This is a genomic window from Hymenobacter sp. YIM 151858-1, from assembly GCF_025979705.1.
Classification (GTDB): Bacteria; Bacteroidota; Bacteroidia; order Cytophagales; family Hymenobacteraceae; genus Solirubrum.
Genome location: NZ_CP110136.1, coordinates 783737 through 810543, shown reverse-complemented (window position 1 = coordinate 810543; position 26807 = coordinate 783737). Strand labels below are relative to the sequence as shown.

24 protein-coding genes are annotated in these 26807 nt (G+C 61.4%); 16 read left to right on the top strand and 8 right to left on the bottom strand.

Annotation, left to right across the window (positions count from 1 at the left end):
• Window positions 1-35: 35 nt before the first annotated feature.
• Both mutM and OIS50_RS03380 read left to right on the top strand, forming a co-directional pair.
• Complete coding sequence (mutM, locus tag OIS50_RS03385; protein WP_264692919.1) at window positions 36-851, top strand: DNA-formamidopyrimidine glycosylase; 816 nt, start codon at window positions 36-38, stop codon at window positions 849-851.
• Between the two features lie 298 nt (window positions 852-1149).
• On the top strand, window positions 1150-1650 hold the full coding sequence (locus OIS50_RS03380) for a lipocalin family protein (RefSeq protein ID WP_264692918.1): 501 nt from the start codon (window positions 1150-1152) through the stop codon (window positions 1648-1650).
• Between the two features lie 169 nt (window positions 1651-1819).
• Here OIS50_RS03380 and phhA read toward each other — a convergent pair whose 3' ends face one another.
• Together phhA and OIS50_RS03370 are read right to left on the bottom strand one after the other, a co-directional pair.
• A complete protein-coding gene (gene phhA, locus OIS50_RS03375; protein WP_264692917.1) occupies window positions 1820-2563 on the bottom strand; it encodes a phenylalanine 4-monooxygenase in 744 nt (247 codons plus the stop codon).
• 272 nt (window positions 2564-2835) lie between these two features.
• The gene (locus tag OIS50_RS03370) at window positions 2836-3888 is read right to left on the bottom strand and encodes an SDR family NAD(P)-dependent oxidoreductase (protein WP_264692916.1); all 1053 of its coding nucleotides are present in this window, start codon (window positions 3886-3888) and stop codon (window positions 2836-2838) included.
• A gap of 186 nt (window positions 3889-4074) precedes the next feature.
• Here OIS50_RS03370 and OIS50_RS03365 point away from each other — a divergent pair, with 186 nt between their 5' ends.
• Window positions 4075-4572 carry a hypothetical protein gene (locus tag OIS50_RS03365; protein WP_264692915.1) on the top strand — a complete coding sequence of 166 codons (498 nt, stop codon included), beginning with the start codon at window positions 4075-4077 and terminating at the stop codon, window positions 4570-4572.
• Window positions 4573-4843: 271 nt separating this feature from the next.
• On the opposite strand, the gene OIS50_RS03360 is transcribed toward OIS50_RS03365, so the two are convergent.
• Entirely contained in the window at window positions 4844-5623 is a 780-nt protein-coding gene (locus OIS50_RS03360; protein WP_264692914.1) for a sulfite exporter TauE/SafE family protein, read from the bottom strand.
• 112 nt (window positions 5624-5735) lie between these two features.
• On the opposite strand from OIS50_RS03360, the gene OIS50_RS03355 reads away from it, so the two are divergent.
• The 7 genes from OIS50_RS03355 (at window position 5736) to OIS50_RS03325 (ending at window position 11291) form a co-directional block, all read left to right on the top strand.
• Window positions 5736-7328, top strand: coding sequence for an MDR family MFS transporter (locus OIS50_RS03355; RefSeq protein ID WP_264692913.1), 1593 nt, complete (start codon window positions 5736-5738; stop codon window positions 7326-7328).
• A 30-nt stretch (window positions 7329-7358) separates the two neighbouring features.
• On the top strand, window positions 7359-7961 hold the full coding sequence (locus OIS50_RS03350) for a glycosyl-4,4'-diaponeurosporenoate acyltransferase CrtO family protein (RefSeq protein WP_264692912.1): 603 nt from the start codon (window positions 7359-7361) through the stop codon (window positions 7959-7961).
• A gap of 15 nt (window positions 7962-7976) precedes the next feature.
• Window positions 7977-8240, top strand: coding sequence for a hypothetical protein (locus OIS50_RS03345; RefSeq protein WP_264692911.1), 264 nt, complete (start codon window positions 7977-7979; stop codon window positions 8238-8240).
• A 70-nt stretch (window positions 8241-8310) separates the two neighbouring features.
• The gene (locus OIS50_RS03340; RefSeq protein ID WP_264692910.1) at window positions 8311-9354 is read left to right on the top strand and encodes a bile acid:sodium symporter family protein; all 1044 of its coding nucleotides are present in this window, start codon (window positions 8311-8313) and stop codon (window positions 9352-9354) included.
• 194 nt (window positions 9355-9548) lie between these two features.
• Window positions 9549-10001, top strand: a complete 453-nt coding sequence (locus OIS50_RS03335) for an ankyrin repeat domain-containing protein (RefSeq protein WP_264692909.1) — start codon at window positions 9549-9551, stop codon at window positions 9999-10001.
• A gap of 127 nt (window positions 10002-10128) precedes the next feature.
• Window positions 10129-10665 (top strand): class IV adenylate cyclase, encoded by a 537-nt coding sequence (locus OIS50_RS03330; protein WP_264692908.1) that lies wholly within the window; start codon window positions 10129-10131, stop codon window positions 10663-10665.
• Window positions 10666-10739: 74 nt separating this feature from the next.
• The gene (locus OIS50_RS03325; protein ID WP_264692907.1) at window positions 10740-11291 is read left to right on the top strand and encodes a hypothetical protein; all 552 of its coding nucleotides are present in this window, start codon (window positions 10740-10742) and stop codon (window positions 11289-11291) included.
• A gap of 85 nt (window positions 11292-11376) precedes the next feature.
• Here OIS50_RS03325 and OIS50_RS03320 read toward each other — a convergent pair whose 3' ends face one another.
• Window positions 11377-14058: an MGH1-like glycoside hydrolase domain-containing protein gene (locus OIS50_RS03320; protein WP_264692906.1), complete on the bottom strand. Its 2682-nt coding sequence runs from the start codon at window positions 14056-14058 to the stop codon at window positions 11377-11379.
• Between the two features lie 79 nt (window positions 14059-14137).
• The gene (locus OIS50_RS03315; RefSeq protein WP_264692905.1) at window positions 14138-14953 is read right to left on the bottom strand and encodes an SDR family oxidoreductase; all 816 of its coding nucleotides are present in this window, start codon (window positions 14951-14953) and stop codon (window positions 14138-14140) included.
• 274 nt (window positions 14954-15227) lie between these two features.
• On the opposite strand from OIS50_RS03315, the gene OIS50_RS03310 reads away from it, so the two are divergent.
• Window positions 15228-16217, top strand: a complete 990-nt coding sequence (locus OIS50_RS03310; RefSeq protein WP_264692904.1) for a hypothetical protein — start codon at window positions 15228-15230, stop codon at window positions 16215-16217.
• A 69-nt stretch (window positions 16218-16286) separates the two neighbouring features.
• Here the strand turns inward: OIS50_RS03310 and OIS50_RS03305 are convergent, their stop codons facing one another.
• From OIS50_RS03305 to fdhD, 3 genes are all read right to left on the bottom strand, one after another.
• Window positions 16287-18842, bottom strand: a complete 2556-nt coding sequence (locus tag OIS50_RS03305; RefSeq protein ID WP_264694325.1) for an FdhF/YdeP family oxidoreductase — start codon at window positions 18840-18842, stop codon at window positions 16287-16289.
• 151 nt (window positions 18843-18993) lie between these two features.
• Entirely contained in the window at window positions 18994-19335 is a 342-nt protein-coding gene (locus tag OIS50_RS03300; protein ID WP_264692903.1) for a DUF7009 family protein, read from the bottom strand.
• A 191-nt stretch (window positions 19336-19526) separates the two neighbouring features.
• Complete coding sequence (fdhD, locus tag OIS50_RS03295) at window positions 19527-20390, bottom strand: formate dehydrogenase accessory sulfurtransferase FdhD (protein WP_264692902.1); 864 nt, start codon at window positions 20388-20390, stop codon at window positions 19527-19529.
• A 364-nt stretch (window positions 20391-20754) separates the two neighbouring features.
• On the opposite strand from fdhD, the gene OIS50_RS03290 reads away from it, so the two are divergent.
• From OIS50_RS03290 to moeB, 5 genes are all read left to right on the top strand, one after another.
• A complete protein-coding gene (locus tag OIS50_RS03290) occupies window positions 20755-21393 on the top strand; it encodes a (2Fe-2S)-binding protein (protein WP_264692901.1) in 639 nt (212 codons plus the stop codon).
• A 44-nt stretch (window positions 21394-21437) separates the two neighbouring features.
• Window positions 21438-22418 (top strand): FAD binding domain-containing protein, encoded by a 981-nt coding sequence (locus tag OIS50_RS03285; protein ID WP_264692900.1) that lies wholly within the window; start codon window positions 21438-21440, stop codon window positions 22416-22418.
• Between the two features lie 13 nt (window positions 22419-22431).
• Window positions 22432-24666 carry a xanthine dehydrogenase family protein molybdopterin-binding subunit gene (locus OIS50_RS03280; RefSeq protein WP_264692899.1) on the top strand — a complete coding sequence of 745 codons (2235 nt, stop codon included), beginning with the start codon at window positions 22432-22434 and terminating at the stop codon, window positions 24664-24666.
• 258 nt (window positions 24667-24924) lie between these two features.
• On the top strand, window positions 24925-25548 hold the full coding sequence (locus OIS50_RS03275) for a nucleotidyltransferase family protein (RefSeq protein WP_264692898.1): 624 nt from the start codon (window positions 24925-24927) through the stop codon (window positions 25546-25548).
• A 133-nt stretch (window positions 25549-25681) separates the two neighbouring features.
• A complete protein-coding gene (moeB, locus tag OIS50_RS03270) occupies window positions 25682-26788 on the top strand; it encodes a molybdopterin-synthase adenylyltransferase MoeB (protein ID WP_264692897.1) in 1107 nt (368 codons plus the stop codon).
• Window positions 26789-26807: the final 19 nt, after the last annotated feature.

Sequence of the window (26807 nt, the reverse complement as noted above, 5' to 3'; positions counted from 1 at the left end):
CGGCTCCTACCTCGCTGTACCGACAACCGATTCATATGCCCGAGTTACCCGAAGTAGAAACCTACCGCCGCTTTCTGGATGAGCTTGTCGTGGGCCAGCGCGTTGTTGCCCTGGAGGTGCTCGACGCCAAAGTGCTGGCCGTGAAGGAGGACGACCTGCGCGCCGCCGTGGTAGGCGCCACCGTCACGGCCACGCGGCGCCTGGGTAAAAACTGCTTCCTGGAGCTTTCGAACGGGCAGGCGCTGGTGCTGCACTTTGGCATGACGGGCGACGTAGGCGCCTACCGCGACCAGCACGACCGGCCGCGGTTTACCCGCGTAGCCCTGCACCTGGCCGACGGCTTGCGCGTGGCCTTTATCGATCCGCGCAAGTTCGGCCGTATCCGGGTGGCCAGCAGCGTGGCCGCCTACCAGCGCGAAAAGCACCTAGGGCCCGATGCCCTCGACCTGACGCCCGACGAGTTGGCCACGGCCTTGGCCCGTAAGAAAACCCTGATCAAACCCGTGCTGCTCGATCAGCGCCTTACCGCCGGCCTCGGCAACTGGATTGTCGATGAGGTTTTGTTTCAGGCCGGCATCCACCCCGAGCGAGTGGCGGCCTCCCTGTCCCACGCTGAAGTAACCCGCCTGCACGCGGCCATACAGCTGGTATTGCGCACGGCCATCGGGCACGAAGCCAGCTACCAACGCTTCCCTCTTTCTTTTATTATACATGCCCGTGAGTGGCAGCCCTACCCCGTACCCAATTCCGACGATTACAAGCGCTGCCCCACCGACCAAACTACAATAGTAAAAAAGTATGTAGGCGGGCGTGCTACCTACTTCTGCCCTATTTGCCAAAAAGGCACCTAGGGCGTAAGTTTACAAACAGCCTTTAACCAAAAGCTGCTTAGCGTTTTACGCTGGCAGCTTTTGTATTTTACGGACGTAATAAAGTACAATATAAAATAGTATGGCACTTTCCGAACATAATGTTTGAATTATTGGCTTTTTCCGCGAAAGTCTGAAAAACGTTTTCTAGTTTAGCATTGTCAACGGCGACGAAGGGCGGTAGAAACCCCTTGAGGCGAGAAGTTGGAAAGTGTACAGAATGCAAAAAAGCCTGAGTGTAGTTGCTCATTTTTCTTCACCAAACCCATTACCTGTTTTCATGAAGAAACTGCCCGTTTACCTGAGCTTGGCGCTGGCCCTTACTGGCTTGGCATCGTGTGAGAAAGAATTGGAAGAAGTAGCGCAGCCCACCGCTAAAGCCGAAGCACAGGTGCAGCAGACCCCGCAGCAATTACTTGCAGCAGGACAATGGCATATGACGGACCTTGCCACCGTTTCGACCCCGGCTGGGGCCAAAGAGGCTGTAACCACCAGCATGTTTGCGCACATGAAAACCACGTTGCGCGACAACCTTACCCAGTTTACCACCGACGGCCGCTACGTGCTCGACGAGGGTGCTACCAAAGCCAACCCCCAGGCCGACCAACAAAAGTCCGGCTCGTACACGCTCAGCGAAGATGCCAAGACCCTGACCGTAAAGGTTGGCGACTCGGAGCGCACGTTCGCAGTAGAAGAACTTTCGGCTAACACCCTCCGCCTGAAAATGACCGAAGGCGAAGGTGCCAACGCCACCAGCTACGTGAGCACCTTCGCTCACTAAGCTTAACGATTTTCCAAGTCCCGTTGGCTCCACCCAACGGGGACGCCCGACCGCTGCGCGGTCGGGCGTTTTTTTGTTTTCCGGTTTCCCTAGGTGCCGGTCCAACAAAAAGCCGCCCCCAGGTTCGGAAACACCTGGGGGCGGCTTTGCTAGCGGCCAATGAAGGCGGCTAGGCTTCGGTTACAATGGCTTCGCGCAGAACCTGTTGCACCTGCGGCAGGGTAGCGTACAGCTGATCGAGCGACTCCAGCACGAAGTAGTTGGTCTGGAACTCGTCTTTGCGGAAGGCGGTATCGAGCACGGTGGGCACGCTGAAAGGCAGGCGCAGGGGTTCCTCGCCGAGGCTGAAGCGCGTTTCGCCCGCCGACGACAGAATACCCGCACCGTAGATGCGCGCCTCGCCGCTGCCCGCGTCGCGAATCAGGCCGAACTCAACCGTAAACCAGTACAGGCGCGCCAGCAGCTCCACGGCAGCCGGGTCGGAGGCGTGGCGCAGCCCAATGTGGCCTAGCTGGTGCAAGAAGCGGCAAAACTCGGCGTTGGTGAGCAAGGGCACGTGGCCGAACACGTCGTGAAACATATCGGGCTCCTCCAGGTAGTCGAGCTCCGAAAGCTTGCGCAGCCAGGTGGTGGCCGGAAACTGCTTGGCGGCCAGCATGCCAAAGAACGCGGCATCGTCCACAATGCCGGGCACGGCTACCAGCTCCCAGCCCGTGAGGCGACGGAGCAACGGATTTACCTGCCGAAAATCCGGAATGCGGTCGGCGGTGAAGCCGATGCGCGCCAGGCCTTCCATAAACTCCGGGGCAGCGCGGCCCGGCAAGGCTTGCAGCTGGCGTTCAAAGAGCAGTTGCCACACCTGGCGGTCTTCGGCGGTGTACTGGTCGTAGTGTTGTTGGAGGGGGGCTTGCATGGCACCTAGGGTTTGAAGTGGGGTAAAAACAAAAAGCCCCCGTCCGGCTATCGGACGGGGGCGGTATGAAGCGGTTTCGCGGAGACGTTAGTAAGTCTGCTCGGATGCCGTCGTACATACACGACCGTTGCCGAAGCCGGAGGGCTGGCAGGTCGGGTAATAATAATAGTACGACTGGCTGAACAGGTGCATGGGGTAAAGATGGGAAGAGTTTTGCCGGATTGAAACGCAAACCCGGCTATTTTTTTTCTGACGAGGTAAGGATCTGCGCTTTAAGCCGGATACGGCGAGTGGTTGTTCAGCTCGTTGTTTTCGCGTTCGGCCTTGCGCGTAAGCGTGGTCAGCCACGATCTGGTAACAGCCGATTCGCTCTCGAACCCGCGCCGCCGCTCGTTGCCCGCCTCGCCGGTGGGCCCGGGCAGGCTCCGGTTGGCCATGCTGAGCACGTTGGCCACGGTGCCCGGCGCGATGCCGTGGAGCAACGAAATGATTTTGGCCGGCATCCCCAGAATCAGCTCCGCGTCGCCGCGGCGGGCCGCATTCCACACTTGCCGGGCCGCGTACTGGGCGCTTACGGTAAGCACCGGCAGCGAGTCGGCCACCATAAACCAGGCAAACTCCAGCAAGTGCTGCCCTTTCACGATGGCCTGGCGCGGCGAGCCGGTGCGCATCAGGCCCGGGCACACGGTAGTAACGTACACGCCGTAGCGCAGTAGCTCGGCCCGAAAGCCTTCGGACAAGCCCACCAAAGCAAATTTGCTGGCGCAGTAAGGCGCCAGGTGCGGCACGGCTACCTTGCCTCCTACCGAGGCAATGTTGATGATGCGCCCTTCGCGGCGGCGCTTCATGTCGGGTAGCACGGCGTACATGGCGTGCAGCGCGGCCCAGAAGTGGATGTCCATCGACTCCTGGTAGTCGCGCACATCCATGTGCTCGAGCGGGCCGCCCGTGATGATGCCGGCGTTGTTGATGAGCACGTCAATCGGGCCCAACTCGTTGCGCACCTCGGCCACCATGGTGCGCACCTCGGTTTCGTCGCTGAGGTCGCGCGACAGGGCCAGAATTTCGGTGCCCTCGGCCAGCAGCTCCTTGCGGGCGCGCTCCAGCTCGTCGGCGTCGCGGGCGCAGATGGCCACGCGGGCACCCTCGGCGGCGGCCTGCCGGGCCAGTACCAGCCCGAGGCCGCGCGAACCGCCGGTTATCAGCACTACTTTGCCGCGCAAGTCGTACGAACCACGGCGGTTGGCCCAAAGGGCAGCGGCTGCTACGGCGGCACCTATGCCGGCGGCTTTGAGCCAGGTATTGCGGGAGGATTGCTGCTTCATGCTTCCTTCTATTGCTTAGCTACCCGAAAGGTTACAGGCACCTAGGGCGAACTGCCCCAACTTGTGGCCGAGCTTGGGAATAAATGCGGCCTCGGCAGCGTTTAGCAACCGAAAGAACTCTGGCACGCTATTTTCGCAGTGCTGCGCGCCAACGCCAAGCGTTGGCCCCTTTGCTTACCGAACGCGATGAACACTCTCACGAAATCGATTTTGCTGGCCGCCGTGCTGCTGGCGGCTGCCCCCACTGCCTGGGCCCAAACGGCTACCACCAAGCCCAAACCGGCCGATGCCACCGGCAAAACCCGGGGCTCTGCCACGCAAACAGCGCCCGCTCCCAAGCTCGACGATGCCAAAATTGAGGCGCAAGCCAACGGCCTTACGCAAGGCCTGAAGCAAGCCCTGGCCCTGAGCCCGCAGCAGGAAGAAAAAGTACGGCAGATAAACCTGCGCAGCGTGCGGCAGGTAGAGGAAGCCCGCATCCGCCACCGGGCCGATTTGCGCAAGCTGAACGTGATAATCGAAGACATTGGCCAGTCGCGCATGGCTGCGCTCAAGGACGTGCTGACGGCCGCGCAGTTCGATAAGTACCAGAAAGCCCGCGAGAAGAAAATGGGTATTCCGAACACGCAGGGCAACCAAGGCAACGCCGTACCCGGCCTGCCGCCCGGCCGCGGCGAGGAGTAACCCAGGCACAACCAAAAAACCGGCCCGGCCGCACCAATTGGTGCGGCCGGGCCGGTTTTTTGGTTGTAACGCGGCCGTAGCACGGACTTTGGCTACGCCGACCTTCGGTTGTAGTCCGCGTCCGCGGATAGTAACTTCTGTACCTAGGAATGTAGCGTGGGCTTCAGCCCGCGTTTGCGTAAACGATTGTATGTGCGCGGTTCTGCCCTAACGCCAGCCATTCTGGCACACGCGGGCTAAAGCCCGCGCTACACCGCGCTGCCTGCCTCGGTTACAAACGCAGTCCGAACGTATCAGCGCCGAGCTTGAGGATGATGCCGCCGACCACCGCCAGGAAAAGCACCCGCACAAAGCCCACCCCTTGCTTGAGGGCCGTGCGCGCACCTAGGCTGGAGCCCAGCATGTTGCAGGCGGCCATGGGCAGGGCCACTTGCCACAGAATATGCCCGGTGTAAGCGAAATAAGCCAGGGCCGTGAGGTTGGTGGCCACGTTCACCACCTTGGCCGAAGCCGACGCGCTGAGGAAGTTGTAGCCAAAAACCCCGACAAAGGCAAACAGCAGAAAGCTGCCGGTACCGGGCCCGAAAAACCCGTCGTAAAACCCGATTAGCACGCCGATGAGCACGCCGTAGTACGGCTCGCGGCTTTCGGGGAGGCGCGGCGCGTGGAGGGTGCCGAAATCTTTGCGCCAAAAGGTGTAGATGGCAATAACCACCAGCAAGCCCAGCACCAGCGGCCGCAGCAGCTCCGAGGGCAGCAGCGAAACCACCCGCGCCCCCAAAAACGAAAACAGCCCGGCCGCAACGGCCGCCGCCCCTACTGCCCGCCACCGAATGGGCACCTGCCCGGCGTAGCGCCGCAGCGCCGCCGCCGTACCGGCCACCGACGATACCTTGCCCGTGCCGAGCACCGTGGGCACCGGCACGCCCTTCAGCAGCAGCAGCATGGCGGGCAGCTGAATCAGCCCGCCGCCGCCCACGATCGAGTCAACAAAACCAGCCAGAAAAGCAAAGGCACAAAGCAGCGCCAGCGTAGCGTCGAGGTGTTCCATAAAAGGCCGTAAAGATAGCCGGTGTGTCGGGCCGATTATGCTTCTTCGCGGCCGTTGTAGCACTCCCGCCTGCGCATCTTACGTATGCAAGGCTTCAGCAACCCCAAGCCCAATGCACCACCCGCTTACGCACCGCGACCGAATGCTCACCCTGGCCGGCGTACTGATTGCCATGTTTCTGGGGGCGCTCGATCAAACCATCGTATCGACGGCGCTGCCGCGCATTGTGGCCGATTTGCAGGGGCTCGACCGGTTTACGTGGGTAGCTACGGCCTACCTGGCGGCCAGCACCGCGCTGGTGCCCATTTACGGCAAGCTGGCCGATACCTTCCCGCGGCGCAACATCGAAATCGTGGCCGTATCGGTGTTTTTGCTGGGCTCGGCGCTGTGCGGGCTGGCCGGCGAGTTCGGCCCGTTGCCGCTGCTCGGCGACGGCATGAGCCAGCTTATCTTCTTTCGGGTGGTGCAGGGCTTTGGCGGCGCGGGGCTGTTTGCCCTGGCTTTCATCATCATTGCCGATTTGTTTCCGCCGGCCGAGCGCGGCCGGTACCAGGGCTACGTGGGCGCAGTGTTCGGCATTTCGTCGGTGCTGGGTCCCTTCCTGGGCGGGCTGCTCACCGACCTAGGCGACAACCTGCTGCCCGGCGTGGCCGGCTGGCGGCTGGTGTTCTACGTGAACCTGCCCCTAGGTGCCGTGGCCCTGTGGTTTATCCTAAAGAACATGCCCAAGCTGCGTCCCACCGGCGCCAGCACCCGCCTCGATGTGCTGGCGGCCCTGCTGCTCATCGGCGGCGTGGGTGCCCTTATTGTGGCCCTGCAGCTCAACAAGGCTATTTATCCCTGGGCATCGGCCCCCACCCTGGGGTTGCTGGGCACGGCGGCGGCGCTGCTAGCCTTGTTTGTGTTGCGCTCGGTGCGCTCCGAGCATCCCATCCTCGATTTCAACTTGTTCGACAACAAGGTGTTTCGCTCGGCCAACGCGGCGTTGTTTCTGCTGGGCGGCACTTTCCTGAGCATCATCATTTTCGAGCCGCTGTTTATGGTGAATGTGCTGGGCACCTCGGCCACCCGGGCCGGCATGAGTTTGATTCCGCTTTCCCTAGGTGTGGTTACGGGCTCCAACGTGGCGGGGCAAATGGTATCGCGGCGGGGCGGGCACTACAAGCGCTGGATGCTGGCTGGCGGCGCGCTGCTGCTGGTGGGGCTGGGGCTGATGACCACGCTTTCGGCCGCTACCACTTACTGGCAGGTGCTGCTATACGTGTTTGTGTGCGGCGTGGGCGTGGGCCCGAGCATGCCGCTGTATACCCTTGCGGTTCAGAACGCTACCGAGCCGCGCCTGATCGGGCAAGCCACCTCGGCGAGCCAGTTTTTCCGGCAGATTGGCGGCGTGGTGGCCGCTGCGCTGCTCGGCACGGTGCTTACGCTGCAGCTGGCCACGGCGCTGCCGGCCCCAGCAGCCACGGCCAGCTCGCCCGCTGCCGCGCACAGCGCCATCGGCGAAGGCCCCGCTTTGCCGGCTGCAACCACCACGGCTGGCGGGCAAGCCACCCCGGCCGTTCGGCTGGCCTTCACCGAAGCAATCGGCACCATTTACCTGATTACGATGGGGTTGGTGGTGCTGGGCCTGGGTGCCACGTTGCTGATTCCGGAGCTGCCGCTGCGCAAAACCAACGCTGCGGCCCCGCCGGTGTTGGCCGAGTAAAACCTGGGCGCAAATCGTTAGCTTCCGGCCATGAAAAAGCTCGGTAAATCAGCTTTTTACCTGTGGGTTTCGGCCATGTTGCTGCTCACGCTCTGGAGCACGCTCAAGGGTTTGCTGCTGCACCCGGGGCAGCCTTCGGTGGCGGCGGCTTTTTGGCTGGGCGGCTTTGCGTGCACCACCGCGGTAGCCGGCGTATTTGGGATGCTGGGCCTGGCGGTGCCGGTGCACCGCTTGCTCGGCCCCGGCTTTTACCATTGCGTTGCCCCAAGCCACGTAAGCTGGCTTTACCGCGCGTTGCGGGTGGAGTGGCTCCGCCGATTTTTGTGCTGGGCCTACTACCACAAGCCCCGGCAGCGGCAGGCGTTTTACGGCGGCGGCCGGGCCCGGCTGGGCATTTTGCTCGATAACACGCAGGGCGCCGAAATCGGCCACCTGCTGGCATTTGCGGCGCAACTGCTGCTGCTGCCGTATTTCCTGCACCTGGGCCGCTACGATTTGGCGGCCGGGGCCGCGGTGGGCAACCTCATCGGCAACTTTTACCCCATTGTGTTGCAGCGCTACCACCGCATGCGCCTGCTACAGCTGGGTTTGGGGGCGCAACCCCACCCGGTTCGGCTACATCCTTCGCTTTAGCATCTGATATTTTGCATGGCCTTCTCCTCTGCCTCCCGCACGCGTTACCTGTACTGGCTTGCTGCCGGCGCCATTGCCGTTTCGCTCATCCTGAACTTGCAGAACGGCGGCACCACCTGGCCGCGCATCGCCAGCTCGGCGGCCCTGTTCACGGGCTTTGCCCTGATGGGCCTCTACCCCACGTACAGCCGCCCCAAGTGGGCCAGCACCCTGATTGTGGCCATGCTGGCCGTGGCTATTGTGCTGCTGATTTTGCGCGTAACCGGCCGGCTGGTGTAGGCCCGTAGGGCGGCGGTTTGCCTAGGTTCTGCGTAAGCTTGCAGCGCCCGGCACCTGCCGGCTATTTGCTATGCCATCTGCTCCTGCCTCCGCCACGCCGCCAAACCGCCCGGGCACCTTCCTCACCCGCCTCGGCCTCGATTGGTTTTTCTTCGGGCTGATTGCCGTGGTGGTGCTGGCGTACCTGGCACCGGGCATTGGCAGCAACAGCAGCCCGGTGCCGTGGCGGCGCATCACCACCCTGGGCGTGGCGGCTATCTTCTTCCTGTACGGGCTGCGGCTCAGCCCCGAAAAGCTGAAAGCCGGCATGCGCAACTGGCGCCTGCATGCCGTGGTGCAGCTCGTCACGTTCGGGGTGTTTCCGCTGCTGGCCCTGGCCGTGCGCCCGTGGTTTGGCCCCGAAGCCGGCCAAGCGCTGTGGGCCAGCGTGTTCTACCTGTGCACGCTGCCCAGCACGGTATCTACCTCGGTAGTAATGGTGAGCATTGCGGGCGGCAATTTGCCCGGCGCCATCTTCAACGCCAGCATATCCAGCCTGCTGGGCATTGTGCTCACGCCGTTGTGGGTGAGTGCAGTGCTGCAGGCGGGCGGCAACGGGGGGCACAACCTAAGTGGCATGGCTACCGATCTGGCCCTGCAGGTGCTGCTGCCGGTGGTGGGGGGCGTGCTGCTGCACGGGCGCCTAGGTGCCTGGGCCGAGCGCCATAAGCAGGGCCTGCGGCTGTTCGATCAGAGCATCATTCTGCTGATGGTGTACACCTCGTTTTGCGAGTCGTTTGCCGAAGATGTGTTCCGCGGCATCCGTACCACCGATCTGCTGCTGCTGGCCTTGGGTATGGTGGCGCTGTTTGCCGTGGTGTATGCCGTTATCATCGGCGTAAGCAAACTACTGGGCTTTACGGCCGACGACCAGATTACGGCCTTGTTCTGCGGCTCCAAAAAGTCGTTGGTGCACGGTACCGTAATGGCCAAGGTGCTGTTTGCGGGCACGGCCGCTACCGGCGTACTGTTGCTGCCCACCATGCTCTACCACGCCCTGCAGATATTGCTGGCCAGCGTAATTGCCCAGGCCATTGGCCGGCGCATGGCGGCCCGGCAGCCCGCCGCCACCTAGGGCGGCAAACAGGCCACAGCAATAGGCCAGGGCGGCGTTGGTTATGCGCAATTGGTAGCGCAACTCCTGCGCAGGTTGTTGGTTTTTTCGGGCTGAAAGACCGGTTGTTAAACCGCCCCGGCAAATAAGGAATTGCGCTGTACCGGGTAAGTAGTATTTTTACGGCTTACACCGCCCTACTTTACCTTATTGCAATGAAAAAATTCCTTCTCCTTTTCGGCCTGTTGCTGGGCGTGGTGTTTACGAGTGCTGCCCAGGCCCCCAACAAGGATTTGTTTAAGGCAGTGATGAAAAACGACGCTGCCACAGTGGAAGCCCTGCTCAAAGGTGGCGCCGATGCCAACACGCCCATCGAAGTAATGCCCGGCTTCAAAACCACTTACCTGATTACCGCTGCCACCAACGGCAATTTGGATATTGTAAAGAAGCTCGTGCAATATAAAGCGCAAGTAAACGCCAAAGATGCCGGCCTGGAAACCGCCCTGATGGCCGCCGCCGCCCGCGGCGACAAAGCCATGGTGGAGTTTCTGCTGGCCAGCGGCGCCGATGCCAAAGCCACCGACAGCCAGGGCAACACGGCCCTGAACTCGGCCAAAACCGGCGGCAACAAAGAAGTTATCAGCCTGATCGAGCAAAAGTCGAAGTAATAACACGCCGCTTCGCTACGCCTTACAACGGCCGGGCACCCTGCCCGGCCGTTTTGTTTTTAGCTTTACCTAGGCACGCTGTTGCTCATCTGCCTAAGCACCAGCTTTGGCCAACCTTCTCCGACACATGAGCAGTGCTGCACCCGCCCACCGCTACCAGGACTTTTCGGCCAAAGCCCGCTGCTCCGATGCGGCCCCGCTCGCGGCAGTGCTCGACCACCTAGGGGCGCATTTCATCGGCACCGACCACCAGCGCGACACCTACTACGCCACCTCCCGCGGCAAGCTTAAGCTGCGCGAAGGCAACATCGAGCACATCCTGATTCACTACGAGCGCCTGCCCGACGCGCACGGCCTCGAGCGCACCCACGTGTACCGCTACGACCAACACCCCACGCCCGAGCTACTGACCCAGGCACTGGCGGGCCGCGCGGTGCTGGGTGTGGTCGAGAAAACGCGCCGCATTTACCGCCTAGGGCACATCAAAATTCACCTCGACCTGTTTGCCACAGGCGAGCAGTTTGTGGAGGTAGAAGTACAAGACCACCTGGGGCAGCGCAACCTGGAGCAGCTACGGGAGGAATGCCTGGAATTCTTGCAACGGCTCGGCATTGCGCCCGGCGAGTTGCTGAACAACGGGTATTTGCCGCAGCCCAACACCTGATGCAATTACTGGCGCTCAAGGGCCATTTTTCGAGCTGTTTTGCAAGCTGATATCGTTACCGTTCCGCAATCCGCATGGCGCGCTTTCTCCTTTCCCTAAAGCATTGGCAACTCTTCTTGCTAAGCTTTATCGCTCCCTTTCTTATACAAGCAGTGGCTACCACACTGTCGTTTGGTAGCGCTAGCCCGGATATGTCAATCTTCCTGGCTGGCTTCGTTGCATCTACCTCGCTTATGATGAGTGTGTTGTTTGCTTGGTATTGGGCGGCCGGAACCACATTGTCCAGGCTGCTTCCCGGTACCGTTGCGGCGCACCCCAACCGCATCCGCCTGGCCCTGCTGGTCCCGGTTGTCTATATGCTTGCCATTTTGGCCTTGGTAGCTGGCGTAGTTCAACAGTCAGAGGTAAATCCCGCTTGGGCTGCGCTGATTGTGCCGTTGCACCTGCTGTCAATGGGCTGCATCTTTTACAGCATCTACCAAGTGGCGCGCAGCCTCAAGGCCGCTGAGGTACAACGCCCCGTGGGGTTTGGCGAGTTTGTGGCCGACCTGCTGCTGCTGTGGTTTTTTCCGGCGGGGGTTTGGCTGATTCAGCCACGCCTGAACAAGCTTGTTCAGGCTAAGTAACACCAACACGCCCCTTAACACCAACACCCACCTAGGCGCCTAGGTGGGTGTTAGTTTTAAGGGGCGAACAACCGATGAAAACAACCTAGCTGCCCACGGCTCCTCCTGCCACGGCTGGTTGCTGGGCTTGGGTAGTTTCGGGTGCGGGGTTCATTTGCAGCAGGCGCGCGATGAGGCCCGTCCAGCCGGTTTGGTGGCTGGCACCTAGGCCGTGGCCGTCGTCGCCGTGGAAGTACTCGTGAAAGAGCAGGTAGTCGCGGAAGTGTGGGTCGTGTTGCAGCAGCCCGGAGCTGCCGAGGGCCGGGCGGTGGCCGTTCTCATCGCGCAGGAAGAGCTTGTTGAGCCGGCCGGCCAGGGCCGTGGCTACCTCCAGCAAGGTGTGCTGCTGGCCCGAGCCGGTGGGGTACTCCACCTTAAACTCCTTGCCGTAATAGAAATAGAAGCGCTTGAGCGACTCGATGATGAGGTAATTGATGGGAAACCAGATGGGCCCGCGCCAGTTGGAGTTGCCGCCAAACAAATCCGATTCCGACTCGCCCGGCACGTACGTCACGGTAAAGTCGGCATCGAGGGTGCGGAACACGTAGGGGTTGTCGCGGTGGCAGCGCGAGAGGGCCCGGATGCCGTATTCCGACAAAAACTCCGTTTCATCGAGCATGCGCTCGAGCAGCTTTTTCATGCGGTGGCCGCGCAGCAGCGATAGCAGGTGCCGCTCGCCTTTGCCCGGCTCCTGCCACCTCGATACCAGCTCGGCCAGGTGCGGGCGGTTCTCGAACATCCAGCGCAGGCGCCGCGTGAAATCGGGCATGGCATCGAGCAGCTCCTCGTCGAGCACTTCCACGGCAAACAGCGGAATCAGCCCCACAATGGAGCGCACTTTTAGCTTGGTGCGCTGATCGTCGGGCAGGTGCAGCACGTCGTAGAAGAACTCGTCCTCCTCGTCCCACATATTAAATGAGCCGTCGCCGGCCTTGGTCATGGCCTCGGCGATGTAGAGGAAGTGCTCGAAAAACTTGCTGGCAATGTCCTGGTACACGGGGTTGGTTTTGGCCAGCTCCAGGGCAATGCGCATGAGGTTGAGCGCATACATGGCCATCCAGGAGGTGCCGTCGGCCTGCTCGATGTAGCCGCCGGTGGGCAACGGCGCCGAGCGGTCGAACACCCCAATGTTATCCAGACCCAGGAAGCCGCCCTCGAAGATGTTGTGGTTGTTGCGGTCTTTGCGGTTTACCCACCACGTGAAGTTGAGCGTGAGGCGATGAAACACCGACTCCAGGAAGTGCAGGTCGCCCACGCCGCCGTTCGCTTTTTTATCCATCTTGTACACGCGCCAGGTGGCCCAGGCGTGCACCGGCGGGTTCACGTCGCCGAAATTCCACTCGTAGGCGGGCAGCTGGCCGTTGGGGTGCAGGTACCAGTCGCGGGTGAGCAGGCGCAGCTGGCCCTTGGCAAAGTACGGGTCGACCATAGCCAGGGGCACGCAGTGGAAGGCCAGGTCCCAGGCAGCGTACCACGGGTACTCCCACTTGTCGGGCATCGAGATGATGTCGGCGTTGTAGAGGTGGCGCCAGTTGTTGTTGCGGCCGTTGCGGCGCTCGGCGGGCGGGGCCAGCATGGCCGGGTCGCCGTCGAGCCACTGGGCCACGTCGTAGTAGTAAAACTGCTTGCTCCAGAGCATGCCGGCCAGGGCTTGCCGCTGAATGTTTTGGGCGTCGCCATCGGGCAGCTTGTCCTGCAGCTCGGCGTAAAACTCGTCGGCCTCGCGCAGGCGCAAAGCCAGCACCTCGGCAAAATCGGCGAAGGGCTTGGCGTGCTCGGTTTTGCTTAGGCGCAGCCGCACTGTTCGCGCCTTGCCCGGCGCTACCACGGCGCGGTACTGGGCAGCCACTTTGGTGCCCTCGCGGGCGGGGTTCACGGCCGCGGCGTTGCCCTCCACCACGTAGTCGTTGATGCCGTCCTTGAAGTACAGCTCGGTGGCTTCGAGGTCGTAGAGGCGGGCGCCGTTGGTATCGTTGTCGCAAAACAGCAGCTCGGGCGCGTCGTCGCAGTACAGCCAATACGTGCCCAGCTCTTTGTGGTCGATCCGGACCACGCCGGGCGCGAGCTGGCGCATGGCGGGGCGGTAGTCGTCGATGCCCCAGGCCCAGGTGTTGCGGAACCACAGCTGCGGCAGCAAGCGCAAGGGCGCCGCCTCGGGGCCGCGGTTGTGGGCCGTCAGCTGAATCAGAATATCGTCGGGGCCGGCTTTGGCGTACTCAATGAACACATCGAAGTAGCGGCCTTCGTCGAAAATGCCGGTTTCGTGCAGCTCGTATTCGGGCTCGTGGCGCGTGCGGCGGGCGTTTTCTTCCACCAGCTCCAGGTACGGAAACTCCTGCTGCGGATACTTGTACAGCATCTTCATGTAGGAGTGCGTGGGCGTGTTGTCGAGGTAGTAATAGCACTCCTTCACGTCTTCGCCGTGGTTGCCCTGCCCGTTGGTGAGGCCAAACAGGCGCTCCTTCAGAATGCCGTCCTGCTCGTTCCAGAGCGCCACCGAAAAGCACAGCAACTGGCGGTGGTCCGAAATGCCGCCGATGCCCTCTTCGCCCCAGCGGTAGGCGTAGCTGCGGGCCATGTCGTGGGTAATGTGGTCCCAGGCGTTGCCTTCGGGGCTGTAATCCTCGCGCACGGTGCCCCACTGGCGTTCGGTCAGGTAAGGCCCAAAGTGTTGCCAATGCGCCGTTTGCGCTTTGGTTTCGGCCAAACGTAGTTGTTCCTGCGTCATAATGTACTCGCAAAGTATACCCGCGTTGCGGCGGGCATGATGAGGGATGCGGCGCGCGGCCGGCTATGCCCTAGGTGCCTTACCCGTTGCCAACAAAGCCGGGGTACAAGGTCATGCCGCCATCAACGTACAGGGTAGTTCCGTGTACGTAATCGGCCTCGTCGGATGCCAGCCAAACGGCCACTTTTCCAATGTCTTCCGTTTCGCCGATGCGGCCGTACGGAATCAGTTTCAGCAGCCGGTCGGCCGCTTCGGGGGTTTCCCAAGCTTCTTGGTTGATGGGGGTTTTGATGGCGCCCGGCGCAATGCTGTTGACCCGGATTTTGTAAGGGGCCAGCTCCTGCGCCATCGATTTCATCAGCAGCATCAGGCCGCCCTTGGAGGCGGCGTAGTTCACGTGCCCGGCCCACGGAATGGTTTCGTGCACCGAGCTCATGCAAATGATTTTGCCGGCGGCTTTGGACAGGCGCGGCTCGATGCCGCGCCGGATAAACTCGCGGGCGGCCTCGCGGGCACACAAAAACTGGCCGGTCAGGTTTACATCAATAACCTGTTGCCACTGCTCCAGGCTCATGTCAACCAGCGGGGCATCTTGCTGAATGCCGGAGTTGCTGACCAGGATGTGGACCGTGCCGAAGTGCTCCTTGGCTTGCCGGAACATGGCCTGCACCTCGACTTCCTTGCTCACATCGGCCTCAATGGCTATGGCCTGGCTGCCAGCCTGCCGAATTTGCTCGACCACTTGCTGGGCGGCCTCGGCATCGGAGCGGTAGTTTACCACCACCGATGCCCCCTCCGCTCCCATGGCCAGCGCCACACCTAGGCCAATGCCCGAGCTGGCGCCGGTAATCAGCGCCACCTGGCCGGCCAGGCGCTTTGCAGAAGTATCAGACATAGTTGGGTAACTGTTTCGCAGAACTCATCAGTATTGGCGGCAACCACATGCCCCTACTGATTTTTCGGCCAAACAGTTACCTAGGCGCTCGGGCCAAGGCAATGTGCAAACGGTTGCATAAGGCTTTGATAATGAAATAAATTACTGATTTCTTAAAGCTTAGAACCAGTGCGATACAGAAGGTTCTGTAGCTAATCTTTCGTAGCGGCGCGGCTACGATTAACTCCTTGGCCGCCGCCCAACTTCTTAAAAGCATACCATCAAAGCGCGGTAGTTGATTCTTCGTAACCTTGCCAATATGAAAGCCGCTTGCCCTTTACTGGTTTGCTTAAATCTTCTGCTGCCATGGTCGGCAGGCGCTCAAACGCTGAGTGTGCCTGCCAAAAAGTACGTCTTAATCGATGCGGCCCAGTTCAAGCGCGTGCGCCTGCAACGGGCGCTGCCCCAAGGCACGCAGCACCTCGAGATTTTTAACCTGGAGTTTACGCCCCGCCTAGCGGCCATGCAAAAACCCACGGGCCCAGTCGATTTTCGCTACGTGCCACCCGCCCAACGGCCAGCTCCAAACGACAGCATTCGGTATATACGCCCCGACGACCGAATGTTGATTGCCCTGGCCGTGCTACCGAACGAAGAATCGGGTCGGGTTGAATGGACCAAGGTAGACCGGCAAAGCCTCCCCGCCGAAGCCGTGCTCAGCCTACTGGAACTGCGCCAACAAACCGAGCACCGCATTATTGCTTACAAACGCAGCTCCGACCTCAACAACGACATTACCAGACGCTTCGATTTGCAGCCCGTGCTCTTCGACGGCACCCATTATTACACAACCCCAAACCTGACGGTAACGGAGGGCTTCGTCATCACCAACTTTGCCACTCGCCTGCCCTTCGACTCGGATAACGTAACCCTGAACCTAGGGGCTACTCCGTTTCCGCAGCGGCAGCTTTGGGCAAACGACTATAGAATATCCGACTACTTCGGCCCCAAATCAAGAGACTTAAATGATCTTATGCATTCATGCGTAGTGTTGGAGCGCAAAACTGAGGCCGGCTATTACTTCTCAACGTGTTCCCCAAGCATTATGGATGGGGGAGATTACTACTATGGGGCCGAGGAATTTATTTACCGCCCTGGAACCGGATTGGTGGCAGCCAAGTACACCAACTATTTCTGGTACAATTATTCTTACGACAGGGACAAGCTCTTTGAGCAGGTGCCGCCGGCCAGCCCGGCACCGAATAAACAGCGTGCTAATCGCTAAAACTCGCCGAGCCGCCGGCAAGTAGTTGACGGCGGCTCGGCGGTTTGTTTTTACATGGGTTGTTCGGGCCTAAGCTGGCACCGCCAGCCGCTGTGGCCGGTTGCTGCCTTCGGGCAATACTTCATCTAGGGGTTCCAGCGTAACCACCACCCACTTAGAGGTTGGCTGGTTGCTGACATCGGCCACGCTGGCCACGGGCACCAGCACGTTCATCTCGGGAAAGTAAGCGGCGCAGTTGCCCTTGGGGATGTCGTAGGGCACGGCCACGAAGCGCTCGGCCATGCGCTGCTGCCCCTCGAAACGGCTGGTGATGTTGACGAGCTGCCGCGCCCGGATGCCGCGCGCGGCCATGTCGTCGGGGTTCAGGAAAATGACGCGCCGCTCGCCGTGGATGCCGCGGTAACGGTCGTTGTAATCGTAAATCTGGGTGTTGAACTGGTCGTGGCTGCGCAGGCTCATCAGCACCAGCTGGTCGGGCGCCACGGTGTGCTTCTTGAACTCGGTGACGGTGAAGTTGGCCTTGCCGTTGGTGGTGGTAAACTTCCGCTCCCTAGGTCCGTTGGGCAGGTAAAACCCGCCGGGGTGCCGCACCTTGGCGTTGAAGTTCTCGAAGCCCGGAATCACGCGGGCAATATGGTCGCGGATGACGTCGTAGTTCTCCGTCATGGCCACCCAGTCGGTTTTGGTGCGGTTGCCCAGGGTGGCAATGGCCATGCCGCACACAATGGCCACCTCGCTCAGCACCTCCGGCCCAATCGGCTTCAGAATACCCTTCGACATGCTGACCACGCCCATGGAGTTTTCGCAGGAGGTAAACTGCTGACCCGCGCGCTGCATATCCACCTCGGAGCGCACCAAACAGGGCAGCAGCAGCGAGGTGCGGCCCGTAACCAAGTGCCCGCGGTTGAGCTTGGGCGCCACAAACACCGTGAGGTTTTGCTTGCGCATGCCTTCGGCAATGAACTCGGTATCGGCCATGGCCGAAAGGTAGTTGCCGCCCATGCTCACAAACGCCTTAATGCGGCCATCGTGCATGGCTTTGGCGGTTTCTACCGAGTCGAGGCCGTGCTTGTAGGGCGGCGAAAAGCCGAACTCCTTACCTAGGGCGTCGAGAAACTCCTTATGGGGTCGCTCCCAAATGCCCATGGTTCGGTCGCCCTGCACGTTGCTGTGGCCGCGCACCGGGCACAGGCCCGCGCCGGGTATGCCCACGGCGCCTTTCAGCAGGTGCAGGTTCACGATTTCGCCGATGCTGTACACGGCGTTTTTCTGCTGGGTAAGGCCCATGGCCCAGCAGGTGATGATGCGCTTTTTGGGCGCAATCATGTTGGCGGCTTCGCGCAGCTGCTCGCGCGCAATGCCGCTCACTTCCTCAATATCTTCCCAGGAGGTATTGCGCAGCTCCGCAATCATCTCCTCGTAGTGCGCAGTGTACTCCCGGATGAAGGCGTGGTCGAGCACCATGCCGGGGTTCAGCTCTTCGGCCTCGAGCAGGTACTTCATAATCCCACGCAGCACGGCCATGTCGCCGTTCACCTTCACCTGCAGCCATAGGTCGGTTATGGGGGTGCCGTCGCCGAGCAAGGCACCTAGGGCCCGCAGCGGGTTCATGAAATCCTGCGGGTTTTTGAAGTGGTTGAGGCCGGCTTCCATCAGCGGGTTCACGCTGATGATTTGGGCGCCGTTGCGCTTGGCTTGCTGCAGGGCCGTGAGCATGCGCGGGTGGTTGGTGCCCGGGTTCTGCCCCATAATAATGATGACCTCGGCCTCGTAAAAGTCGTTGAGCGTGACGGAGCCTTTGCCCAAGCCCACCGTGTTGGTAAGCGCCGAGCCGCTGCTCTCGTGGCACATATTGGAGCAGTCGGGCAGGTTGTTGGTGCCGAACTCGCGCACAAACAACTGGTAGGCAAAGGCCGGCTCGTTGGGCACTTTGCCCGAGGTGTAAAACGCCGCCTCGTCGGGCGACTGCAGCGCGTTTAGCTCATCGGCCACCAGCTGAAACGCCTCAGGCCAAGAGATTTGCCGGTAGTGCGTGTCGCCGGGGTGCTTTACCAAGGGATGCGTAATGCGGCCGGCGCTGTTCAGGTCGCGGTCGGTGAAGTGCGAGAGGTCGGCCAGGCTGTGCTTGGCAAAAAACTCGGGCCCAATGGTTTGGTGGTCGGTATCGGAAGCGGTAGCCTTGGCACCGTTCTCGCAGAACTCGGCCACCGAGCGGTGGTCGTCGGGGTCGGGCCAGGCGCAGCTCGAGCAGTCGAAACCGTCTTTCTGGTTTAGCTTCAGCAGGGCTTGCGTGCCGCGCGTAAGGCCGGCCTCGCCCCACGAAAACTGCATCGATTTGATAACGGCCGTAATGCCCGCCGCCACTTTGCTGGGCTCGGTAATGGTGAGGCCGGTAAACTCTTCGGGCGGCTGGGCCAGCACGGGGTGGTTGTGCTTGGCACCTAGGGTATCGGGGGCGTGCATGGGGCGTTTGTCGGCGTCGGGCTTGCCGCCGGCGTCGTAGTGGTCGTTGGTAGGCGCGGCCCCTTGGTCGGGGCGCTGTCCGCTTACCGGCACGTTGTTGCTGGCGGTTTGCTCGGGCGTTTTGCCGGCTTTATCGGGCTCGTGCGCGGGTGATTTTTCCATGGTGGCCTCACTCCCCGCCCCCTCTCCGAAGAGAGGGGAGCCTGACGACCTAGGGAGGTTGTTTATTTTGATGAAGAAAAGCGAATCAGAAACGGCTGCGCTCATCAGTCGGAAGAGCACGTTACCTGTTACGTGTAACCTGTTACCCCACTCAATGCCGGCAGCCTAGGTCCTTCTCCACCAGTATACGCAATTCGTTTCCGTCGGTCAGGCGCAGGGTGGCGCTCAGGCCGATTTGGTCGGGCGCCAGCCAGCGCTGCGCCAACGAGGCCGGCACCAGCACCGACAGGGTGCCCGGCGTGTAGGCCACGCGCAAGGTTTGCTCGGCGGCGGTCGAGTCGTCGTCGGCTAGTTGCAAGGCGTAAGTCAGGCGGCCATCGGGCCCCGGCGCCAGCGGTACCACCGAGGCCAGGTGGCCGGTTTGGGCAAACTGTTGCACTTCCTCGTCGGAAAGGCGCAGGCGCAGGGTACTGTCTTCGAGGCGGAGCTTCATTTATGAATTATGAATTATGAATTATGAATTATGAATTATGAATTATGAATTATGAATTATGAATTATGAATTATGAATTAAAGCGTATGTTCTGATTGGTCATGGGTTACGTTTGTAAGCTTTTATTTTCCTTTTATCTGCAATCGGCACTTAAGCTCCATTACTGATTACTTAATACTAAATACCCACTATCAACTACCAATTATCCGCCACGGGTGCGTGTAGATGTTGTAGCGCTGCTGCCGCACAAAGCCCAGCAGCGTCATGCCGAAATCGTGGGCGGCTTGCACGGCCAGGCTGCTAGGTGCGCCCACGGCAGCCAGCACGGGTATGCCTGCTACGGCGGCTTTCTGCACCAGCTCAAAAGAGGCACGGCCGCTTACCAGCAGCACGTGCGTGTTCAGGGGCAACTGGTTGGCGAGCAATGCGGCCCCGATAACCTTATCCAGGGCATTGTGCCGGCCTACGTCTTCGCGCAATAGTAGCAGCTCGCCGCTGGCATCAAACAAAGCCGAGGCGTGCAGGCCGCCGGTTTGCTCGAACACCGCTTGTGCAGCGCGCTGCCGCTCGGGCAAGGAGTGGATTACCTCGGCGGCAATCCTAGGTCCGGTGGCGGGCAGCACGGGGCAGGCAGCCGCATGCACCGCCTCGATGCTGGTTTTGCCGCACACGCCGCAGCTGCTCGAGGTGTAAAAGTGCCGCTCCAACCTAGGCAAATCGAGGAGCACGGTGGTAGCTAGCTCGGCGCGCACTACGTTTTCGCGCTCTTCGGGCTTCTGCACATCGGGGCAGTAAAGCAGGCCATTCAGGTCGTCGCGGCCGCGGATGATGCCCTCCGAGAGCAGGAAGCCAGCGGCCAGCTCCATGTCGTGGCCGGGCGTGCGCATGGTTATGGCCAGCGTGCGGTGCGTGCGGGCACCGGCCGGCCCGAAACCGACGCGTATTTCGAGGGGCTCTTCGGCGGCCAGCACATCGTTAGCCTCGGTAACCTCGGCCCCCACCACCTTATGCACGGTGGCGTACTCGTAGCTGGTGGGCGGCAAAAAAACATCCATTACGAGTAGGTAAGCAGTTGGGAGTTGAGGGCGGCAGCTTGGTAAAACTTACCTGCTGACCCTAGGTTTACGGCAGGCAAAGCGCTGCGGGCAAGGTAGCATTTCAGGCGCTTACCAGCGAGGATGTGCTGGCAGCAGCAAAACTGCTTTTATAAGCCCAACGCGTTGCATTGGCAACCGTACATACTAGCTTCAGGCTGCTTTACCTAAGCCGGCAGCAGCCTCATTCCCCTGCTGCTCCGCACCACTACCTAGGGCACTCCGGCCCACGTTGCATCTGCCACCTAGGGCCGATGTTGTTGCCGCCCACCCTTTCAACCACTACCCTACTGGCCTGGCCAGTGCGGGATACTCCGATACCAACATGGCAGACGAACAACCAGGACTTTCGCTCGACCACGACGAGCACAGCCAGGCCCGCCGCACTTTCCTGAAACAATCCTCTCTGCTTACGGCGCTGGCTTTTACGCCCGGCCCCGTGGTGCGCGCCGCCGTAGCCGAGTTCGACGAGAAAGTGGCCGCGGCGTTCGAGAAGGTGCCGCTGAAGCTCTCCGTGAACGGCAAGCGCTACAAGCTGCAAGTGGAGCCCCGCACTACCCTGCTCGATTTGCTGCGCGAACAGCTGAACCTCACGGGCACCAAAAAAGGCTGCGACTACGGCCAGTGCGGCGCCTGCACCGTGCACGTCGATGGCAAGCGCATTAACAGCTGCCTGACGCTGGCCGTGATGCAGGACGGCAAGGAAGTTACCACCATCGAAGGCCTGGCCGACGGCGACAAGCTGCACCCCATGCAGGAGGCCTTCATCAAGCACGATGGCTTTCAGTGCGGCTACTGCACCTCGGGGCAAATCATGTCGGGCGTGGCGTGCATCCGCGAGGGGCACGCCAATTCGGAGGGCGAAATACGCGAGTACATGAGCGGCAACATCTGCCGGTGCGGGGCCTATACCAACATTGTAGCGGCCATTCAGGAAGTCAAAAACGGAGGTCAGCGGGTCTGATTTCAATTAATAATTAAGAATTAATAATTATTAATTCCCTCCTCATGAACCAGTTCCAATACGTGCGGGCCACCAAGCAGAAGGCGGCCATCGATGCCCTGGCCCGCGACGCAAACGCGCAGTTCATTGCCGGCGGCACCAACCTGCTCGACCTGATGAAGCGTGGGGTGATGACGCCGCAGAAGCTCGTCGACATCAACAAGCTCCCGCTCGACAAGATCGAACGCGAAAACGGCAGCATCCGCATTGGAGCACTGGCGCTGAACGGTGCCGTGGCCGAAGACAAGCTGGTGCTCGAAAAGCTGCCCCTGCTGGCCCAGGCCCTGAATGCCGGTGCCTCGGCGCAGCTGCGCAACATGGCTACTGTGGGCGGCAACATGCTGCAGCGCACCCGCTGTTACTACTTCTACGACACCACCATGCCCTGCAACAAGCGCGAGCCGGGCTCGGGCTGCGGCGCCTTGGAGGGCTTCAACCGCATGCACGCCATTTTCGGCTTCTCCGACAAGTGCATTGCCGTGCACCCCTCCGATATGAGCGTGGCCCTGGCCGCGCTCGATGCCACCGTGCTCATCAGCGGCCCCAAAGGCGACCGGCGCATTCCCTTCACCGACCTGCACCGCCTGCCTGGTGACCAGCCCGAACTGGATACCACCCTAGGTGCCGGCGAGCTGATAACGGCCGTGGAGGTGCCCGACAACGTCTTCACCCGCAATGTGCATTACCTAAAAGTGCGCGAACGGGCTTCCTACGCTTTCGCGCTGGTGTCGGTGGCAGCGGCGTTGCAGCTCGATGGCAACACCATTAAAGATGCGCGCCTGGCTATGGGCGGCGTGGCGCACAAGCCCTGGCGGCTGACCGAAGCTGAAAAGGCTTTGGTTGGTAAGCCTGCCACCGAAGAGACGTTTCGGCAGGCGGCCGAGGTTGCCATGCGCGGCGCCAAGGCCTTTAAGCACAACGCTTACAAGCTGAAGCTGGCCCCGAACTCCATTGTGCAGGCCCTGAAAAACGCTGCTGCTGCCTAACCCCCGATTCCCGATGAATACACCTCAGAAGCAAATCGGAGCCCCGATGAATCGGGTAGACGGCCGGCAGAAAGTGACCGGTGCCGCCAAGTACTCGGCCGAGTACGAACTGCCCAACATGGCCTATGCCGTGCTGGTGGGCAGCACCATTGCCAAAGGGCGCCTTACCAGCATCGACACAAAAGCCGCCGAGCGCGCCCCCGGCGTGCTGGCGGTAATTACCCACCAGAACGGACCTAAGCTGCCCGGCCACAAGCCGGTAGGTAAAGACCCCTCGCAGCCGCAAACGGTAGGCAGCGCCCTGCGCGTGTTTACCGACGACAAAATCCGCTTCAACGACCAGCCCATTGCCGTAGTGGTGGCCGATTCGTGGGAGCGGGCCCGCTACGCGGCGCGTTTGGTGAAGGCGCAGTACGCGCAGGAAGCGCACCAGACCAACCTGGAGGCCAACAAGCCAAACGCCTTTCTGCCCACCCAAGCCAAGAAGAATCCCAAGTCGCCAGTGGCTGATTACCAGCGCGGCCAAGTAGACGCTTATAAAACCGGCGCGCTAAAACTCGAAGCCGAGTACGTGATTCCGACGGAAGTGCACCACCCCATCGAGATGCAGTCCATCACGGCGCACTGGGAAGCTCCCGACCGGCTCACCCTTTACGATAAAACTCAGGGCACCATGGCCACCCGCCGCGACTTTGCCCGCGAATGGGGCCTGCCCGAGGAGAACGTAAAGGTGATTGCCACCTACGTGGGCGGCGCCTTCGGCAACGGCCTGCACAGCTGGCCGCACGAGTCGGCCGCCATTATCGCGGCCAAGGTGGTAAACCGGCCGGTAAAGCTGATGCTCACCCGCGAGCAGATGTTTACGATGGTGGGCTACCGGCCTCACACCTGGCAGAAAATCGGGATGAGTGCTTCGCCAGATGGCAAAATCACGGCCATCACCCACGAGGCCATTGGGCAGACGTCGACTTACGAAGAGTTTACCGAAGCGACGCTGGGCCAGACGCGCATGATGTACGAGTCGCCGAACCTGACGACGCGCTACCGGCTGGCGGCGCTCGATATCGGCTCGCCCATTTGGATGCGCGGCCCCGGCGAGGCTACCGGCGCTTTTGCCCTGGAGTCGGCCATGGACGAAATGGCTTACCTGCTGAACCTCGACCCATTGGAGTTTCGGCTGCGCAACTACACCGAAAAAGACCCCGAAAACGGCAAGCCCTGGTCGAGCAAGTTTCTGAAGGAGTGCTACCAGGCCGGTGCCGAGCGCATCGGCTGGAACAAGCGCCAGCTCAAGCCTGGCTCCTTGCGCGAGGGCGACTGGCTGATCGGCTACGGTATGGGTGTGGGCACTTTCGGGGCGCACCGCGGCACGTCCAAAGCTACCGCTAAGCTGTTGGCCGATGGCACCGTGCTGCTGCAGAGCGCCGTAACGGACATTGGCCCGGGCACCGGCACGGCCATGACCCAGATTGCCGCCGACACGCTGGGCGTAGCCCCGGCGAAGGTTCGGTTTGAGTGGGGCAATTCCGACTTTGCAAGGGCGCCAACGCAGGGCGGCTCGGCCATTGTGAATACAGTAGGCCCGGCTGTGCAGGAAGCTTGCCTGGCCCTCAAGGATAAGCTGCGCGAGTTGGCAGCGGCCAGCAACGGTGCCTTTGCCGCGGCCCGCAAGGAAGACGTGACGTTTGCCGATGGCTACCTGACGCTGGCTGGCAACGCTACCGCCCGCGCTACCTACGCCGACCTGGTGAAGCAAGCGGGCGGGCAGGCCGTAACCGTCGAGTCGAAGCCCAGCGACAAGGGCCGGGAGTACTCGATGTACTCGTTCTCGGTGCATTTTGCTCAGGTGCGGGTGCACCAGCTTACGGGCGAGGTGCGGGTGAGCAAGCTGGTATCGTGCGCCGATGCGGGCACCATCATCAACGAGAAAACGGCCGGCAACCAAATGAAAGGCGGCGCCGTGGGTGGCATCGGCATGGCCCTGATGGAGGCAGCCGTGATAGACGACCGGTTCGGCCGTTACGTAACCAAAGACCTGGCCGAGTACCACGTGCCCGTGCACGCCGACGCGCCCGCCGTGGAGGTGTACTTCGTGAACCAACCCGACCCGCACGTAAACGCGCTGGGCACCAAAGGCATCGGCGAAATTGCGACCATCGGCGTGGCCCCCGCCATTGCCAACGCCGTGTTCAACGCCACCGGCAAGCGCATTCGGGAGCTGCCCATTACGCCCGATAAGTTGATTTAGGGTATCCTGGCGACTTAGGGAACGTCTGTCATGTCGAGCGAAGCGAGACATCTGGCGTACTGACGACAGATACTAACTGTCATCCTGACGAAGGAAGGACCTTATCACGCCGGGACCTCCCTCCCTAGCCCCTCTCCAAAAGAGAGGGGAGCGGTTAGTATCAGCCGACAGCACGCGAGATGCCTCGACAAGCTCGGCATGACGTTCTTAGGGCTACAAAAATCAAAACCCGCTCTTCATCACCCCTCCTCTATCCTTATGAGCGAGTTTTCACCTAGGGGGCCGCAGTCAGTAGCCGCCATCATTCTGGCAGCCGGCAGCTCATCGCGCATGGGCAGGCCCAAGCAGTTGCTCAACTACCAAGGCACTACCCTGCTCCGCCGCGTGGCGGAGCAGGCCGTGGCGGCGGGTTGCGCCCCTGTGGTGCTGGTAACCGGGCATTTGCACGAGCCGCTGCTGAGCGAGGTGCACGGCTTGCCCATCATCAGCGCGCACAACCCCGATTCGGCCCTAGGTATGGGGAGTTCTCTGCGGGTTGGCCTACAAGCGCTGGAGCAGCATGCAGCCTACGAGCAAGTTAGCGGCGTGCTGGTGCTGCTCAGCGACCAGCCGCTGGTAACTACCGCGTTGCTTCAGAGCCTTGTAGCCCTGCACCTCGCTTCCGATGCACCAGCAGTAGCTACGCAGTACGCGGGCAGCATTGGCGTGCCCGCCGTATTTGCGCGCAGCCAGTGGCAAACTCTTACTGACCTGCCGCCGCAGCAAGGCGCCAAAAAGCTGCTCGAGCACCTAGGCTCGGCGGTACAAACCATCGACTTTGCCCCCGCCGCGCTCGATATCGATACGCCCGAGCAGTACGCCGAGCTGCTTGCCCGGAGCTAACGCCATGCTTCTACCTTTGCCCTAGGCCTTGGCCGCTTGGTGGCCCTAGGTGCGTACACGCGCCCAGCGCCAACTAGCTGCTTGGCTTACCGTTGTTTTCTTACGTATTGGGCTGAACCCTGCCCCGCTTGCCGTGCTTACTCCCGACGAACGCCACCGCTACCGCCGCCACTTACAACTGCCCGAAATTGGCGAGGCGGGCCAGCTACGCCTGCGCTCGGCGCGGGTGCTGGTGGTGGGTGCCGGCGGCCTGGGCTGCCCCGTGCTGCAGTATCTGGCCGCGGCCGGCGTAGGCACCCTGGGCATTGCCGATGCCGACCAGGTCGAGCTGAGCAACCTGCAGCGGCAAATCCTCTACGGCCCCGCCGACCTAGGGCAACCAAAAGCCGCCACGGCCGCCCGCGAGGTGCAGCGCCTCAACCCGCTGGTGCAGTGCGAAGTGCACATACTTCGCGTAGGCCCCGACAACGTGCGCGAGCTGGTAGCGGCCTACGATGTGGTGGTGGATGGCTCCGACAACTTTGCCACGCGCTACCTGCTCAACGATGCCTGCGTGAGCTTGGGCAAGCCGCTGGTTTCGGGGGCTATCTACAAGTTTGAGGGGCAGGTATCGGTGTTCAACTACCAGGGCGGCCCAACCTACCGCTGCCTGTTTCCGGAGCCGCCCGGCCCCGACGAAGCGCCCAACTGCAACACCACCGGCGTGCTAGGCGTGTTGCCCGGCGTGGTAGGCACCACCCAAGCTCTTGAGACTTTGAAGGTGATTTTGCACCTAGGCAACGTGCTGAGCGGGCGCATGTGGGTGCTCGATGCCCTCACGTTTCAAACCCGCACCCTGCGCTTTGAGCGGCACCCCGAGCGCAGCCTCATCAACCTCGATACCGCCGACCCCGCCGCTTACCAAGAGGTGTGCGCGCCCAGCACCGGCAGCATCAAACCCCAGGAGTTGCACCAGCTGATGCAAGCCGGCCAGGCGCCCTACCTGCTCGATGTGCGCGAGCCCGACGAGTTCGAATTCTGCCACTTGCCCCAAGCTACCTTGCTCCCGCTTTCGCACCTCGCCGATGGCGTTGCCATGCTCCCGCGGCAAGGCAACATTGTGGTGTACTGCCACCACGGCGGCCGCAGCGCCCGCGCCATTCAGCAGCTGCAGCAGCAGGGCTTCAGCAACCTGCTTAATCTGGAAGGCGGCATTGATGCGTGGGCTACCGATGTGGATACGCAAATGCCCAGGTACTAACTCACGCCTCAGCGTTACC